This window comes from Bacteroidia bacterium (assembly GCA_040880525.1).
Taxonomy (GTDB): domain Bacteria; phylum Bacteroidota; class Bacteroidia; order CAILMK01; family JBBDIG01; genus JBBDIG01.
The window spans coordinates 22161-36929 of the sequence record JBBDIG010000050.1; the positions used below are offsets into that span (position 1 = coordinate 22161).

Sequence of the window (14769 nt, forward strand, 5' to 3'; positions counted from 1 at the left end):
AATAACGGTAGAATATGCGCGATTAGTTTGAGTGGAATCAGGGTAATACGAATCCAGCAGTGAGGTGCTCAGAGCGGCCTTGAGTTTTTCTACACGAAAAGCCAAAACAAAGATCTTCAATAATTGCCAAGGGCTACAGCTTTTTTGCAAATATTCGCAGAATAACCCAATGAAACAGCAGGGGAACACATTGCATGCATGCAATGTGTTTTAAATGATGCAACATGGAAAAATTCAAAAACAAATATCGCATCGCATCGGCCCGTGCCCAATGGTGGGATTACAGTTGGAACGGGGCGTATTTTATTACGATTTGTACCAAAGACTTGGAAACATTATTTCGGGGAAATTGTGGATGGTAAAATGGGGTTGTCCAACACCGGGGTGATTGCCGATATTTTATGGTACGAAATCTAATCATGCATCATTTGTGGAATTAGGTGATTTTGTGGTGATGCCCAATCATGTTCACGGCATATTGATTTTGAATAAACCGGATACGCACGTTGGCATTGGTGACGTGGACGATGACAACGCCAACAACCACCAATGACCAACGAAACGATAGATGAAATGTCAAATCGTCAATCTATTGGACACAACCGTTTTCAAAACATCGGCAAAAACACGGTTTCATCAATTATCGGTTCCTACAAATCGGCCGTGACCAAACACGCCAACCGATTGAAATTGCCCAATGCCTGGCAATCCCGTTTCCACGACCACATTATCCGCAATGATGAAGAATATCAGCACATTTCTGATTACATTGTAACCAACCCGGCCTATTGGCAGGACGACAAATTTTATTCAAAATAAATATCACATATCAGAAATAATTATGAACGCACAGGCTATTTGGCCTACTCATGCTCCCACTGCACTTCCTCCCCACCGGCATCATGCACCATTTTGCGGGCCAGCACGAAGAGGTAATCGGATAAACGATTGAGGAAGGGGATTACGAGCGGGATCAGAGGCTCGTGTGTATTTAGTTCAACTACGAGGCGTTCGGCCCTGCGGCATACGCAGCGGGCTATGTGGCAGTAGGAGCCGGTGGGGTGGCCACCAGGAAGGATAAAGGCTGTCAGTTCCGGCAGTGCCTCATTCATTTTGTCCATCGCCTGCTCCATCATATCTATGCTGGATTGCTTTAGCTCCGGCAATTTCATTTTGCTTTTGCCAGGTTCAGAGGCCAGCAGTGAGCCTATGGTAAACAGTTGATTCTGGATATGATATAATTCTGCCCGCTCCTGCTCTCCAGTGGTATGGTCGCGCACCAGGCCGAGAAATGAATTGAGTTCGTCAATTGTGCCATAAGCATTAATGCGTATGTGCGACTTCTGAACCTTGGAACCACCGATCAATGAGGTAAATCCCTGGTCTCCTTTTTTTGTATAAATTTTCATGGTTGCTGTTTTTTGCCACGAAGGCTCAAGGCCACTAGGTTTCACAAATAATTATATTAATTATTTTTATTTAAATTAAAACTTAATTGAGATTCTGTAATGGCATAAAATCAATTGTTTTCGCAATTTTATTGGACCATAAAGCTTGGGAAAAAAAGCTTTTGCGAATTAAAATCTTTAGTTTTTAAATAATCACAGTTCGAAGCTTTCATTTTTCCCCAGGGAAGAATCCCCGGAATCAAATGTTTCTTCACGGTTCAGTTTGTCGCTTTCCACATTGCCATCGCGCAAACGGATTACGCGTCTGGCCCTTTCGGCAATGTCGTGCTCGTGCGTTACGACAATGATGGTATTGCCGCGGGAATGCAGTTCCTCAAACAGGTCCATGATCTCTACGCTGGTCTTGGTATCCAGGTTTCCTGTCGGCTCGTCAGCGAGGATAATTGAAGGATTGTTGACCAGCGCCCGCGCCACTGCCACACGCTGCCGCTGTCCGCCCGAAAGTTCATTCGGTTTATGATCCATGCGATCGCCCAGGCCCACATCGGTCAACACTTCCTTTGCCCGTGCTGTCCGCTCTTTGCGTCCGGTTCCGGCATAAACCAGCGGCAGTGCCACATTGTCAAGTGCCGACATGCGGGGGATCAGATTAAATGTCTGGAAAACGAAACCTATTTCCTTGTTCCTGATCCTGGCCAGTTCATCGTCATTCATGGAGCTTACATCCTGCCTGTTGAGGAAATATTTTCCATAGGTGGGTGTATCAAGGCAGCCCAGCATATTCATAAGGGTAGACTTACCTGAACCAGAAGCACCTACCAATGCCACGTACTCATTTTGCCGGATGGAAACGGAGACTTTATCAAGTGCCTTTATTTGCACCTTTCCAATAATGTAGATCTTGCCGATTCCTTCGGTTTGTATGAGTTCATCCCTCATTTGTTGCCCAAAAATTTCGGAACCTTAATGTAATCTGAATCCTTGGTCGGGGCATTTTTCAGCGCCTCTTCATGGGTGATGTTTTTTTCTTCCACATCTTCCCTGAAGGCGTTCACCTCTTCCGTCATAAAGATGAGCGGCTCCACGCCCTCGGTGTCTACCTCTTTCAGCTTCTCAATAAGGTCCATAATCCGGTTCAAATCCTTCAGCAGGATCTCCTTCTCTTCAGGTGTAAATTCGAGTTTTGCCAGGCTTGCCACCCGGTCTACGGTTGCGATGTCGAGTTTCATAGCGCAAAAATAGCCATCATGCCGGCAATCCATTATTATTCAAAATTAAGTACGGATTTTTGCGGCCATATTTAAATCAACCTATGAAGTATATTTTAGCAATTGGATTTCTGATCGTGCTTGCACAACCATCGCTGAGAGGGCAGGATGCTAATCTTCCGCACAATACCCTTTCATATCAATACCTTGACAGGCTGGAAATAAAAAGCGGCAAGCTGAACGACTCCATGTATTTGGATCTTCGGGAAGTGCCGAGGCAGGCTGCCGCTGCATTCCTTCGTAAGCTCGATAGTTCTTCACTTGGCGCGAAGGACAGCTTTCAGCTTCAATATCTCCACAATGAGCTTCTGTTTGAATTTCCACAGTTACCAAAGGAAAGCAAGCGACCGGTGCTGAATACTTTTTACCGGGACCCTGCTAACTTTTTTCAGATAAATATTCCTGAATTTCAATTGACCATTAATCCTGTAGCTTATTTTCATTATGGAATGCCGGTCACTGAATCCCCAACGGCAACTGATGATGAAGGACCGATTTATCAAAATACCAGAGGACTTGAACTTCGGGGCAGTGTAGATAGGAAGGTTGGCTTTTATGCAATGGTCCAGGAAAACCAGGCAGGTTTGCCAGATTATGTTGACCGGTTCGTGAGAGATCACAGGGCCATTCCCGGAGCTGGATTCTACAAAGGCTTTGGCACTGACAGAACCGGCTATGATTATTTTGTAGCGCGCGGATACATTACAGCATCACCTACGCGGCACATCCGGGTTCAGTTCGGGCACGACCGCAACTTCATTGGAAATGGCTACCGTTCTTTGCTTATGTCTGATTTTTCTGATGATTATCTTTTTCTGAAAATCAACACCAACGTATGGAAGCTGAATTACCAGAATTTATTCACAGAAATGACAGACCGGATTGGCTCCGTGGATGAGCCTTACAATAAAAAGTACGGAGCTTTTCATTACCTGAGTCTTAATATATCAGATAAACTGAATGTAGGACTTTTTGAAGGAATCATTTTTCATGACAGGCTGGGCACCGGCAGAGGCTACGATCTCAATTATCTGAACCCGGTAATTTTTTACCGGTCGGTAGAACATGATCTTGGCAGCCCGGATAATGCGATGGTAGGATTGAATTTTAATATATTTCCCATTGGAAATGTAGCCGTTTATGGACAATTGGTTTTTGACGAATTTCTCCTGGATAATTTTATGAACAGAGGCGACAGCTCGCAATGGTGGGGCAATAAGCACGGTTTGCAAGTGGGGCTGAAATATGTGGATGCGCTTACTATTCCAAATCTTGATTACCAGGTGGAATTTAACACAGTTCGACCTTTTACTTATTCCGGGATAACGTCCGCTACTTCTTACACTCACTTTAATCAACCGCTGGCACATCCGCTCGGGGCATCCTTCAGGGAGGTGGTGAATATATTGATTTACAGACCCTGGCCCTTTTTGCAGTTCAGGATGCAGCACGTTTGGGCAACCTATGGGGAAGATTTAGACGGCCGGAACTATGGAGGAAATATTCTGCGCGGAAATCAGGATCACACTGGAGAATTCGGTTACAAAATAGCCGGAGGAGATACCCGAAAACTTCATCTCGTGAATTTTACCACGACATGGCAGCCACGACACAATCTGTTCCTTGATCTGAACATATTGTTCCGCGAAGAAAGTGGAGAAACTTCTTCTTTCACCGAGCCGGTTTTTACGACCCTGTCCATGCGTCTCAATATTCCTGAAAGAAGATTTGACTGGTAATGAGGGGTTTCTTTACCCGAAAAGTATTTAGGCGTGGAGAACCTTTTCCTGTATTGGGTTTTATATGAGAAAATACCAGGATTTTTTTAAATATAAATAATTACAAAATGAGCAACGACAAAAAGAACGAGATCATTGAAAATCTGAAGAAAAGCTATTGGATGGAAATAGAGACGGTGATGAACTACCTGGCCAATTCTGTTCATCTGGATGGAATAAGGGCTGAGGAAGTGAAGGAAAAGCTATCCGTGGAAGTGGCTGATGAACTGGGCCATGCCACGCGGCTTGCCAAAAGGCTGAAGGAACTGGGCGCTGCTGTGCCGGGCTCTCTGGAGTTCAATGCGGAGCAGAAAACCATGCAACCCCCGGAAGACACCACTGACATGTATGCCATCGTAAAAGGTGTGGTGGATGCTGAAACAGGTGCCATTGAGCAATACAAAAAAATTATCCGGCTCTGCGATGGAGTGGATTACGTTACGCAGGATCTGTGTATTGGTTTACAGGCGGATGAGGAAGAACATTTGGTAATCTTTCAGGGCTATCTGAAGGCGCTTGATAAAGATAGAAAGTGAATAAACCATCACTTCCTGATTTATGAGAAAAAACCCGGTGTAGCAGCCGGGTTTTTTTTTGCATAAAAAAAGGCGGAAGTTCTGCACTTCCGCCTTTTCACTAATAGCAGGTAATTAAATTTTCAGGTGCTGATTACATCATGCCACCCATACCGCCCATGCCGCCTGGAGGCATTCCGCCACCGCCATTGTTTTCTTCTGGCTCATCGGCAAGAACGCACTCGGTAGTGAGGAGCATACCGGCTACAGAAGCTGCATTTTCAAGAGCAATGCGGGCAACCTTGGTAGGATCAATAACACCGCTTTCCATGAGGTTTTCGAACTCACCTGTGCGGGCATTGTAACCGTAGTCATCCTTGCCGTCCTTAACTTTCTGAACGATAATGGAACCTTCGCCACCGGCATTTTCCACGATCAGCCTCAGCGGTTCTTCCAGTGCTCTGCGAATAATGGCAATACCGGTTTTCTGATCTTCATTCTCCACCTTCAGATTGGCAAGTGAACTGATTGCGCGGATGTAGCCCATTCCACCGCCAGGAATAATTCCTTCTTCCACGGCTGCGCGTGTTGCGTGCAGTGCATCGTCTACGCGGTCCTTCTTCTCTTTCATTTCAATTTCAGATGCAGCACCTACGTACAGTACGGCTACGCCACCACTCAGCTTGGCAAGGCGCTCCTGAAGCTTTTCCTTGTCATAGTCTGAAGTAGTATTTTCAATCTGAGATTTAATTTGGCTTACGCGGGCAGTGATGTCATCTTTCTTGCCTTTGCCATTGACCACGGTAGTGTTGTCTTTGTCAATGATGATCTTCTCAGCCTGGCCGAGGTACGACATATCAGCGTTTTCGAGCTTATAGCCTCTTTCTTCGCTGATCACCGTTCCGCCAGTCAGGATCGCGATGTCTTCCAGCATAGCTTTTCTGCGGTCGCCAAAGCCTGGTGCTTTTACAGCAGCAATTTTCAGTGATCCGCGGATTTTGTTCACCACCAATGTAGCGAGCGCTTCTCCTTCCACATCTTCAGAAATGATCATCAGCGGCTTGCCGGTTTGTACTACTTTTTCCAGGATAGGAAGCAGTTCTTTCATATTGCTCACCTTCTTGTCATAGATGAGAATATAAGGATCTTCCAGTTCCACCAACATCTTGTCAGTGTTGGTTACGAAGTAAGCTGAGAGGTATCCGCGGTCGAATTGCATCCCTTCCACTACGTCCACATACGTGTCAGTACCTTTGGATTCTTCAACAGTGATAACGCCTTCCTTCTTCACCTTTTCCATTGCCTGGGCAATCAGCTTCCCGATTTGGCTATCGTTATTTGCTGAAATAGTTCCTACCTGTTCGATCTTTTTAATGTCATCGCCCACTTCTTTGGTCATCTTTCCCAGGAATGAGACAACGGCTTCAACGGCCTTGTCAATCCCACGCTTCAGGTCCATAGGGTTGGCACCGGCTGCTACGTTCTTGAGGCCGGCACTAATGATAGCCTGTGCAAGAACAGTTGCTGTGGTGGTACCGTCTCCGGCAGCGTCAGAAGTTCTGGAAGCCACTTCTTTCACCATTTGAGCGCCCATGTTTTCCACGGGATCTTTGAGTTCAATTTCTTTTGCTACGGTCACACCATCTTTCGTAATAGTAGGGGAACCGAATTTTTTATCGATAATCACGTTGCGGCCTTTGGGGCCCAGAGTTACTTTTACTGCATTAGCCAGCGCATCCACGCCTTTCTTCAATGCATCTCTCGCTTCGAGGTTAAATTGAATTGTCTTCGCCATAGTTAATTGATTGTTTTCTGGTTAATATATTACTTGTTAAGAACTGCGAGAATGTCAGATTCTCTCATAATGAGATAGTCGTCACCCTCAATTGTGATCTCTGATCCGGAATATTTTCCGTACAGCACCTGGTCACCTTCTTTTACAGTTGTTGGCTCATCTTTTTTACCCGGACCTACAGATACCACTTTTCCTTTTTGTGGTTTTTCCTTGGCCGTGTCAGGAATGATGATACCTGATGCAGTCTTTTCTTCTGCAGCGGCTGGCTGTACCAGCACTCTGTCTGCTAAAGGCTTAATGTTCAATCCCATATTGAATAAAATTTTAAAGTTTGAATTGATTTGTTACGTGAATGGCCGTTGTCATAATATATGCCAATGAATTTGTCAGGAAATTTTGCCATTTGCGCACTGACAAAGCGGCAGGACGGAATGGAAGCCGCATAAGACTTGGCAAAGAGGATGGATAATCGTTTCCTTGCGCCCGGGAAAAATGTCTGAAAGGAGAGGGGCGAATGTTCGTCCCTGCGAAAACCTCTGTTCAATTATATTTGACGCCTAAATTTGACGACATGAATAAACATTTTACTGCATTCTTAATAATTCTTTATGCTGGCTGTTTTCAAATCCTGCCGGCTCAGACGACCAAAGACTCGGTTCAAATCAGGGAAATTTATGATTTTGCCTTAACGCGTGGTGAATGCTACGGCTGGCTTCGCTATTTGTCCAAAGAGATTGGAGGCAGGCTGAGCGGATCGCCTGAAGCTGAAGAGGCTGTGCAGTGGAGCCACCGGTTAATGGATAGCCTCGGATTTGACACCGTTTACCTGCAACCTGTCATGGTGCCGCACTGGGTTCGTGGAGAGAAGGAATATGCTGCCATTCTCGGTGAACAGGAATCTGGTAACTCGGAAGTGCCTGTGACAGCTTTAGGAGGAAGCATCAGGACGGAAAAGGATGGACTCACGGCACAGGTAGTGGAGGTTATGAATTTTGAAGAACTGGAGCAGTTGGGTGAGGCCAACGTCAAAGGCAAGATCGTTTTCTACAACCGGCCTATGGATCCGAAGAACATCACTACTTTTTCATCGTATGGCGGAACTGTGGACCAGCGGTGGGCCGGTGCAGCGAAAGCGGCTAAATATGGTGCAGCCGGTGTTGTGGTGCGCTCGGTAGGATTGCGGCTTGATGATTTTCCGCATACCGGCACAATGCGGTATGACGAAGGTGTATCAAAAATACCGGCTGTAGCCATAAGTACAAACGGAGCGGAACTTCTCAGCAGCCGGCTCAAGAACGAACCGGAGCTAAAGTTTCATTTCAGGACTTCCTGTGAAACGTTGCCGGATGCACTGAGCTACAACGTGATTGGGGAATTGCGGGGAGCAGAATTCCCGGATGAGATCATTGTGGTGAGCGGACACCTGGATGCATGGGACAATGGCGAAGGTGCCCATGATGACGGAGCCGGGTGCGTCCAGTCGATAGAAGTGCTGCGCATTTTTCAGGAATTGGACATAAAGCCTAAACGTACGCTGCGCGCGGTGATGTTCATGAATGAAGAAAACGGTTTGCGTGGCGGACTTCGCTATGCTGCCATTGCTGATTCCCTTGAAGAGAATCATATCGCGGCAATGGAATCGGACCGCGGCGGATTTACGCCCCGTGGTTTCAGTATTGATGCAGGCGATGCCAACTTCAGAAAAATACTAAGCTGGAAGGCACTGCTGGCGCCCTACGGTTTGCACGACCTGGTAAAGGGTGGGAGCGGGGCTGACATTGGTCCGCTCAAGCCGCAAGGGCCGGTTCTTATTGGATACTTACCAGATTCGCAACGCTACTTCGATATTCACCATGCACCCTCTGATGTATTTGAGGAGGTGAATAAACGCGAACTGGAACTTGGTGCTGCCGCTATGGCAGCGATTACTTATCTTATTGATCAATATGGTTTTGAAAAGGAATCGCGATAACCGTTCTGGCAACCAGAATAATCTGACAACAAAAAAAGCCGGCCTGTATCCCAGGCCGGCTTTTTTATAAAAAGTAAAATTTTACTGTACGACATCCAAAGTACGGGACTGTTCGCCTTTATTACCGGCTTTGTCAGTTGCCCTGACGATTACCTCTAATTCGGTATTGGCAGGCACGTTCGCCCGGTAAATTGTGTCCATCTGCGCAGAGGTGCCACTGTAAAGCCTGTTCGAGGAAAATACCTCCGAATTGTCGTTGAGTATAATTATTTCAACCGTCAGAAGTTCAATGTCATCGGTTGCCGTAGCGCGGATATCCAGCGTATCACCTCTGGAAACTACATCGCCTGTTTCAGGAGTACTGATGCTGACCGATGGTGGCTGCGTATCCTCTTCGTCCTCATCTTTTTTACAGGAAGAGGTAACGATGGCCAAAGCCAGGAATGGAAGTAGTAATTTTTTTATCATTGTGCTTGCATTTAAATGTTGGGTGAAAGATAAACGTCTTTGTTCAAATTGAAATTTCTTCTGGGAAAAATTATTTGATTTATATAAAAAAAGCTGCTCGATTTTCATGAGCAGCTTTTTAGTTATTAATATTTAAAATTCAGTATCAGTTTCCTTTGGGAGCAGCCTCCAAAATTTCCTTGCTGGCATTTTCTGCATATTTTGCAAAGTTTTTATTGAAAGCATCTGCCAGGTACTTAGCCTTCTCATCATAAGCTTCTTTATCGCTCCAGGTATTGCGAGGGCTTAAAATTTCGGATGGCACGCCAGGACAAGAAGCCGGGATGCTGAGTCCGAAAAAGCGGGTCTCGCTATATTTCACATTGTCCAGGTCTCCATTCAAAGCAGCATTGATGAGAGCCCGTGTGTAAGGCAGATTAATTCGGTTACCAACTCCATAGGGTCCTCCTGTCCAGCCTGTGTTTATAAGCCATACTTTAACGTTGCTCTTGTTAATTTTTTCGCCCAGCATCTCGGCATAGCGGGTGGGATGCAATGGGAGGAATGGGGCTCCGAAACAAGCGGAAAAGGCCATCTGTGGTTCGGTGACGCCAGCTTCTGTTCCCGCTACTTTCGCTGTATATCCAGAGATAAAATGATACATTGCCTGGCCTTTTGTGAGGCGCGAAATGGGGGGTAAAACCCCAAAAGCATCAGCCGTAAGCAGGAAAATGTTTTGAGGAGCTTCTCCCGCTGAAGGTATTACTGCATTTTCAATATGATCAATAGGATAGGCGGCTCTGGTATTTTCTGTTACCTCCGTATTGCTATAGTCAGGCTTCCGTGTATCAGGGATGAAGCGGATGTTTTCCAGCAATGCTCCGAATTTTATCGCATCATAAATTTCAGGTTCCTTTTGGGCGGAAAGATTCACTACTTTGGCGTAGCAACCGCCTTCAAAGTTGAATACGCTGTTTTCCGTCCATCCGTGCTCGTCATCTCCAATGAGATTTCTGGCAGGATCAGCTGAAAGCGTGGTTTTGCCCGTGCCTGAAAGACCGAAGAAAACAGCCGTATCGCCTTCGCGGCCTATGTTGGCCGAGCAGTGCATGCTCAGCACATTTCGTTCGTGAGGCAGAATATAGTTGAGTACAGAGAAAATCCCTTTTTTAATTTCACCGGTGTAGGCGGTTCCTCCGATGAGGATTACCTGGCGGGTAAAGTTGATGATCGCGAAATTGGACTGGCGAGTTCCATCTATTTCGGGATTGGCCTCAAATCCTGGTGCAGCGATCACCGTCCAGTCCGGAGAAAAATCCGCTACTTCATCCTTATTGGGGCGTAAAAAGAGATTGTAGGCAAATAAATTCTGAAAAGCGGATTCTGTAACGACACGTACGCTGAGCCGGTATTCCGGCAAGGCACAGGCATAGGCGTCTCTCACAAAAACCTCTTTTTCACTCAGGTAATTAATTACCTTTTCATATAGATCGTCAAATTTTTGGGAATCGAATTTAATATTGACGTCTCCCCACCATACGCTGTCCAGGGTTCTATCATCGGCTACAATAAAGCGGTCTTTTGGAGAGCGTCCGGTAAACTTCCCGGTGTCAGCGGCCAATGCGCCATTGTCAGCAAGTTTTCCTTCGCCTCTTGCCAAAGCCTGTTCCACGAGTTCTGCCGGGGAAAGATTCCAGTATGCCTTGCGTATCTTTTCGAGCCCCATCTGGGTCAATGTTGAATTTTGACCTTTATATCCGACTTCAATCATACTCTGCTTTTAATAGAATTATTCAAATTTTTAAAGGGCAAATTTAGTTAAAATCCAAACGCCCTTTTTTGCGTGAAATACATAAGAAGGTTTGAATTCGAGGGATACTATAAGCTGATTTAAACTAAAAAAGGAGTGATTGTGTCACTCCTCTGATTTTTTTGGCCTCTCCCCAACTATCGGCTCATGCCAGTATCTGTTTCAGTTGGCAGCAGAGATGTGTCTATCACGGCCGTGTCCTGAGCAGCATTGTCCATTTCCATAGACTGGTCGCTTTCCAGGTCATGGAGCATGCTGTCTCGCATTTCTTCATATTCCCGGTCCGCCTGCTCATCTTCAGAGTTTGAAGCATTATCACAAGCTGCAAATGAAAAGATCCCCGCGATCATAAGTAACCAAGCCGTCCTTTTAATAATCATCATGTTCGCTATTAGTGGTGATTGAAAATAAGCGGCAAAAATAGAAGATTTGGGATGAACACCAATTATTTTTTCTTAAAGTAGAATGATAAAGGAACCCCTGTGAAATCGAATTTTTCACGCATCTTATTTTCAAGAAATCGTTTATAAGATTCCTTCACGGCCTGGGGATAATTACAAAATAATGCAAAAGCCGGATTCTTTGATGGAACCTGCGTGGTATACTTTATTTTGATGTATTTACCCCGGTGAGATGGGGGAGGAAAAGCCTGTATCAATTCCAGCAGAAACTCATTGAGTTTTGGTGTGCTGATCCTTTGTTTCCTGTTTTCAAACACTTGAATGCCCACCTCAAGCGCTTTATGAATACGGGTTTTATCCAGGGCTGAAATGAACAATACAGGGACATCAGAGAAGGGAGACAGCTTATCGCGGATCACTTCCGTATAGTGTTTCGTGGTTACGCCTTCTTCTTGCTTTGCCAGGTCCCATTTATTCACGAGGATGACCACGCCTTTCCTGCGCTTAACTGCAAGGCTGAATATATTTATGTCCTGTGCCTCTATTCCCTCTCTTGCATCAATCATTACAAAGCATACATCCGCATCTTCCACGGCCTTTATTGTCCGCATTACAGAATAAAATTCGATGTCTTCCGTAACGTTTTTCTTCTTGCGTAAACCGGCCGTGTCAATGAGGTAGAATTCTTTATTATACTTATTATATAAGGTATGAATTGAATCGCGGGTGGTTCCCGGAATCTCTGACACGATGGTTCTTTCCTCCCCGATAAGGACATTGATAAAGGTGGATTTACCCACATTCGGGCGGCCCACAATGGCAAATCTCGGGATGTCAGGATTTTCTTCCGGGGTGTTGTCTTCCACCGGAAGCTTTTCCATCACGGCATCAAGCAGATCCCCGGTTCCGGAGCCGCTCATGGATGAAATGGGAATTACATCATCGAACCCGAACTTGTAGAACGGGGATACCTCCTGATAGCGCTGGAAATTATCAGCTTTATTTGCTACTACCAATACAGGTTTGCCTGCTTTTCTCATCAGTTTGGCAAACTCCTCATCCTCTCCGGTGATTCCCACAGCCACATCCACCATGAAGAGCAGTAAATCTGCCTCGCGAATAGCGATCTCAACCTGCTTTCTGGTTTCGGTCTCGAATATGTCGTTGGGGCGGGGCACGTATCCGCCCGTATCAATGATAGTGAATGCGGTGCCATTCCACTCTCCGCGCCCGTAATGGCGGTCGCGGGTAACGCCACTGGTATCATGTACAATGGCATTCCTCGCTTCGGTGATGCGATTGAACAAAGTGGATTTCCCTACGTTCGGCCGCCCGACAATGGCTACGATCCGGCTCATTTTTTTTGGATTTTAATAATAGTAAATAGAATCATAATGCGCTTTGCCGGCATCATGATCCTTTGCAGTAAATGCAGGTTCAAAGGTAAGTCCGGGTGCTTTCTAAAGCCTTATAGAGTTTCGTTTACCCATAGTCTTTTCTTTATGCTTGCCGGTCCGACTTTTTGAAACTTGCGTTATTTTTCATTCCGATTATCCAGATATACGGTAAATGACTAGTTCAGATATATAACTTTCGGCCTCACCAACAGGGTCACGATTTTGGAAACAGAACGGGGTTTTCAAGGAGTTTGTGGGAATTAATCTAACATCATCGGTTTTGACGATAAATGAAAATATCGTCTTAATAAACGATAATACTAAATATCATTGAATTTAACGATATTTGCTTTCATGATAGCTGTAATAAAAGGTGATATAATCGCTTCACGTAAGCTGACCAATCCTGAGAAATGGCTGAATCCCTTAAAAAAATTGCTGGGTGCCTGGGGCAAAACTCCCGGACAATGGGAACTGGTTTGGGGAGATTTCTTTCAACTGGAAATTGCCAGTGCTGCGGATGCCTTAAATAAAGCGCTGGAAATAAAAGCATTGGTAAAAAGTATTGATCCGGTGGACGCAAACAAAAAAATCAGCACGATAGACGTACGGATGGCCATTGGGATTGGTGAAAAGACTTACACTGCCCCGCGCATATCCGAAAGCAACGGACCTGCTTTTATAAATTCAGGTGAAAAATTTGAAAAACTTAAGCAGGCAAAAAGCACCCTGGCGATACAAACTCCCTGGGAGGATTTTGACGAGGAAATAAACCTCTACCTGAAACTGGCGGGTACATTTATGGACAGTTGGTCAATTTCTTCGGCAGAACTGATGAAAATAGTATTGGAGCACCCTGATGCCACCCAGGAGGAAATAGGAGCTGTTTTGGGAATAAAGCAGAATTCCGTAAGTGGAAGATGGAAAAGAGCTAAGGCAGATGAAGTTCTGGAGATAGAAAACGTATTTCGCAAAAAGCTTAAAGATCGAATACAATGATAGTTTTACTCAAACTATTATTAGCCCACCTTATCGCGGATTTTTTACTGCAACCCCGCAATTGGGTATTGGATAAAGAACAGAAAAAAGCAGGATCCGGAAAGCTGTATTTGCATGTTCTTCTTCATGGAATATTAACCCTGTTGCTTTTATGGGACTGGAGTTTTTGGTGGATGGCATTGCTGATTATGGTAATGCATGGCCTCGTAGATATTATAAAACTCTATGCTCAAACTGAAGCTACCCGTGTGGGATGGTTTATAGCCGACCAGCTATTGCACGGGTTCACTTTGATAGCAGTATGGTATGCTTGGTTTCAGCCGGAATTTCATCCGATTGAAGAGAGCCTGCATTCTTTGGTTTGGGTCTATGCCACGGCTGTTCTGTTTTTGACAGCCGCCACCGGCATTATCATTCAAATATTATTGACAAATTTCTCAAAACAAATTTCTGATGGTCCTGATGAATCTTTAGCCAGTGCCGGTAAATATATTGGAATATTAGAACGTCTGTTGATCTTCGTATTTATAGTGACCGGCCATTGGGAAGGCGTTGGTTTTTTATTGGCAGCCAAATCTATTTTCCGCTTCGGAGATTTGAAAGAATCTAAAGACAGAAAATTAACAGAGTATATTTTAATAGGGACTTTGCTGAGTTTTGGAATAGCCATCATCACAGGAATTACGGTAGTGGGAATAACGGCTGTTTTGTAACGGGCAAATGCTGAAATGGGGTAGAGTTATTTAACTAGCGTCTTTCATAAGTTCAAAAATAAAAAGGCGCTGCAAGTACGAAACTTACAGCGCCTTTTGTTGGATTCAGGTGGGTGATCCCGCTGGGGCTCGAACCCAGGACCCACGCCTTAAAAGGGCGTTGCTCTACCAACTGAGCTACGGAATCAAAATGATGCGCTTTTGAAAAAAGCAGTGCAAAGATAGCAGGATAAAAATTTCACCCAAGTTTTCTGAATGCTTTTGC

15 protein-coding genes and 1 tRNA gene are annotated in these 14769 nt (G+C 45.1%); 6 read left to right on the forward strand and 10 right to left on the reverse strand.

The window, feature by feature from the left end; translation table 11 throughout:
- The first annotated feature begins 549 nt into the window (after positions 1 to 549).
- Positions 550 to 819: a hypothetical protein gene (locus tag WD077_14060; protein MEX0968356.1), complete on the forward strand. Its 270-nt coding sequence runs from the start codon at positions 550 to 552 to the stop codon at positions 817 to 819.
- A 44-nt stretch (positions 820 to 863) separates the two neighbouring features.
- On the opposite strand, the gene WD077_14065 is transcribed toward WD077_14060, so the two are convergent.
- The 3 genes from WD077_14065 to gatC all read right to left on the reverse strand — a co-directional run bounded on the left by WD077_14065 (position 864) and on the right by gatC (position 2638).
- Positions 864 to 1409 carry a cob(I)yrinic acid a,c-diamide adenosyltransferase gene (locus tag WD077_14065; protein ID MEX0968357.1) on the reverse strand — a complete coding sequence of 182 codons (546 nt, stop codon included), beginning with the start codon at positions 1407 to 1409 and terminating at the stop codon, positions 864 to 866.
- Between the two features lie 192 nt (positions 1410 to 1601).
- Complete coding sequence (locus WD077_14070; GenBank protein MEX0968358.1) at positions 1602 to 2348, reverse strand: ABC transporter ATP-binding protein; 747 nt, start codon at positions 2346 to 2348, stop codon at positions 1602 to 1604.
- Positions 2345 to 2638: an Asp-tRNA(Asn)/Glu-tRNA(Gln) amidotransferase subunit GatC gene (gene gatC, locus WD077_14075; protein ID MEX0968359.1), complete on the reverse strand. Its 294-nt coding sequence runs from the start codon at positions 2636 to 2638 to the stop codon at positions 2345 to 2347. The genes WD077_14070 and gatC overlap by 4 nt, the downstream gene beginning before the upstream one ends.
- An 83-nt stretch (positions 2639 to 2721) precedes the next feature.
- Between gatC and WD077_14080 the strand changes: the two genes are divergently transcribed.
- Positions 2722 to 4416 carry a hypothetical protein gene (locus WD077_14080; protein MEX0968360.1) on the forward strand — a complete coding sequence of 565 codons (1695 nt, stop codon included), beginning with the start codon at positions 2722 to 2724 and terminating at the stop codon, positions 4414 to 4416.
- A 107-nt stretch (positions 4417 to 4523) separates the two neighbouring features.
- On the forward strand, positions 4524 to 4991 hold the full coding sequence (locus tag WD077_14085) for a ferritin-like domain-containing protein (GenBank protein ID MEX0968361.1): 468 nt from the start codon (positions 4524 to 4526) through the stop codon (positions 4989 to 4991).
- A 133-nt stretch (positions 4992 to 5124) separates the two neighbouring features.
- Here WD077_14085 and groL read toward each other — a convergent pair whose 3' ends face one another.
- Together groL and WD077_14095 are read right to left on the reverse strand one after the other, a co-directional pair.
- Positions 5125 to 6765 (reverse strand): chaperonin GroEL, encoded by a 1641-nt coding sequence (groL, locus tag WD077_14090; GenBank protein MEX0968362.1) that lies wholly within the window; start codon positions 6763 to 6765, stop codon positions 5125 to 5127.
- A 29-nt stretch (positions 6766 to 6794) separates the two neighbouring features.
- A complete protein-coding gene (locus WD077_14095; GenBank protein ID MEX0968363.1) occupies positions 6795 to 7076 on the reverse strand; it encodes a co-chaperone GroES in 282 nt (93 codons plus the stop codon).
- A 260-nt stretch (positions 7077 to 7336) separates the two neighbouring features.
- On the opposite strand from WD077_14095, the gene WD077_14100 reads away from it, so the two are divergent.
- Entirely contained in the window at positions 7337 to 8737 is a 1401-nt protein-coding gene (locus tag WD077_14100) for a M28 family peptidase (protein ID MEX0968364.1), read from the forward strand.
- Positions 8738 to 8818: 81 nt separating this feature from the next.
- Here the strand turns inward: WD077_14100 and WD077_14105 are convergent, their stop codons facing one another.
- The 4 genes from WD077_14105 to der all read right to left on the reverse strand — a co-directional run bounded on the left by WD077_14105 (position 8819) and on the right by der (position 12753).
- Positions 8819 to 9205 carry a DUF4625 domain-containing protein gene (locus tag WD077_14105; protein ID MEX0968365.1) on the reverse strand — a complete coding sequence of 129 codons (387 nt, stop codon included), beginning with the start codon at positions 9203 to 9205 and terminating at the stop codon, positions 8819 to 8821.
- A gap of 145 nt (positions 9206 to 9350) precedes the next feature.
- Positions 9351 to 10955: a phosphoenolpyruvate carboxykinase (ATP) gene (gene pckA, locus WD077_14110; protein ID MEX0968366.1), complete on the reverse strand. Its 1605-nt coding sequence runs from the start codon at positions 10953 to 10955 to the stop codon at positions 9351 to 9353.
- A gap of 176 nt (positions 10956 to 11131) precedes the next feature.
- Positions 11132 to 11377, reverse strand: coding sequence for a hypothetical protein (locus tag WD077_14115; GenBank protein ID MEX0968367.1), 246 nt, complete (start codon positions 11375 to 11377; stop codon positions 11132 to 11134).
- Positions 11378 to 11439: 62 nt separating this feature from the next.
- Positions 11440 to 12753 (reverse strand): ribosome biogenesis GTPase Der, encoded by a 1314-nt coding sequence (gene der, locus WD077_14120; GenBank protein ID MEX0968368.1) that lies wholly within the window; start codon positions 12751 to 12753, stop codon positions 11440 to 11442.
- A gap of 393 nt (positions 12754 to 13146) precedes the next feature.
- Between der and WD077_14125 the strand changes: the two genes are divergently transcribed.
- Together WD077_14125 and WD077_14130 are read left to right on the forward strand one after the other, a co-directional pair.
- A complete protein-coding gene (locus tag WD077_14125) occupies positions 13147 to 13791 on the forward strand; it encodes a hypothetical protein (GenBank protein MEX0968369.1) in 645 nt (214 codons plus the stop codon).
- A complete protein-coding gene (locus WD077_14130; GenBank protein MEX0968370.1) occupies positions 13788 to 14504 on the forward strand; it encodes a DUF3307 domain-containing protein in 717 nt (238 codons plus the stop codon). The genes WD077_14125 and WD077_14130 overlap by 4 nt, the downstream gene beginning before the upstream one ends.
- A gap of 114 nt (positions 14505 to 14618) precedes the next feature.
- On the opposite strand, the gene WD077_14135 is transcribed toward WD077_14130, so the two are convergent.
- Positions 14619 to 14691 (reverse strand) — tRNA-Lys (locus tag WD077_14135).
- Between the last annotated feature and the right edge of the window lie 78 nt (positions 14692 to 14769).

Excerpts from the sequence above, each read along its gene's own strand:
- WD077_14060 (MEX0968356.1), top strand. The coding sequence starts at position 550 with ATGACCAACGAAACGATAGATGAAATGTCAAATCGTCAATCTATTGGA.
- WD077_14065 (MEX0968357.1), bottom strand. The coding sequence starts at position 1,409 with ATGAAAATTTATACAAAAAAAGGAGACCAGGGATTTACCTCATTGATC.
- WD077_14070 (MEX0968358.1), bottom strand. The coding sequence starts at position 2,348 with ATGAGGGATGAACTCATACAAACCGAAGGAATCGGCAAGATCTACATT.
- gatC (MEX0968359.1), bottom strand. The coding sequence starts at position 2,638 with ATGAAACTCGACATCGCAACCGTAGACCGGGTGGCAAGCCTGGCAAAA.
- WD077_14080 (MEX0968360.1), top strand. The coding sequence starts at position 2,722 with ATGAAGTATATTTTAGCAATTGGATTTCTGATCGTGCTTGCACAACCA.
- WD077_14085 (MEX0968361.1), top strand. The coding sequence starts at position 4,524 with ATGAGCAACGACAAAAAGAACGAGATCATTGAAAATCTGAAGAAAAGC.
- groL (MEX0968362.1), bottom strand. The coding sequence starts at position 6,765 with ATGGCGAAGACAATTCAATTTAACCTCGAAGCGAGAGATGCATTGAAG.
- WD077_14095 (MEX0968363.1), bottom strand. The coding sequence starts at position 7,076 with ATGGGATTGAACATTAAGCCTTTAGCAGACAGAGTGCTGGTACAGCCA.
- WD077_14100 (MEX0968364.1), top strand. The coding sequence starts at position 7,337 with ATGAATAAACATTTTACTGCATTCTTAATAATTCTTTATGCTGGCTGT.
- WD077_14105 (MEX0968365.1), bottom strand. The coding sequence starts at position 9,205 with ATGATAAAAAAATTACTACTTCCATTCCTGGCTTTGGCCATCGTTACC.
- pckA (MEX0968366.1), bottom strand. The coding sequence starts at position 10,955 with ATGATTGAAGTCGGATATAAAGGTCAAAATTCAACATTGACCCAGATG.
- WD077_14115 (MEX0968367.1), bottom strand. The coding sequence starts at position 11,377 with ATGATGATTATTAAAAGGACGGCTTGGTTACTTATGATCGCGGGGATC.
- der (MEX0968368.1), bottom strand. The coding sequence starts at position 12,753 with ATGAGCCGGATCGTAGCCATTGTCGGGCGGCCGAACGTAGGGAAATCC.
- WD077_14125 (MEX0968369.1), top strand. The coding sequence starts at position 13,147 with ATGATAGCTGTAATAAAAGGTGATATAATCGCTTCACGTAAGCTGACC.
- WD077_14130 (MEX0968370.1), top strand. The coding sequence starts at position 13,788 with ATGATAGTTTTACTCAAACTATTATTAGCCCACCTTATCGCGGATTTT.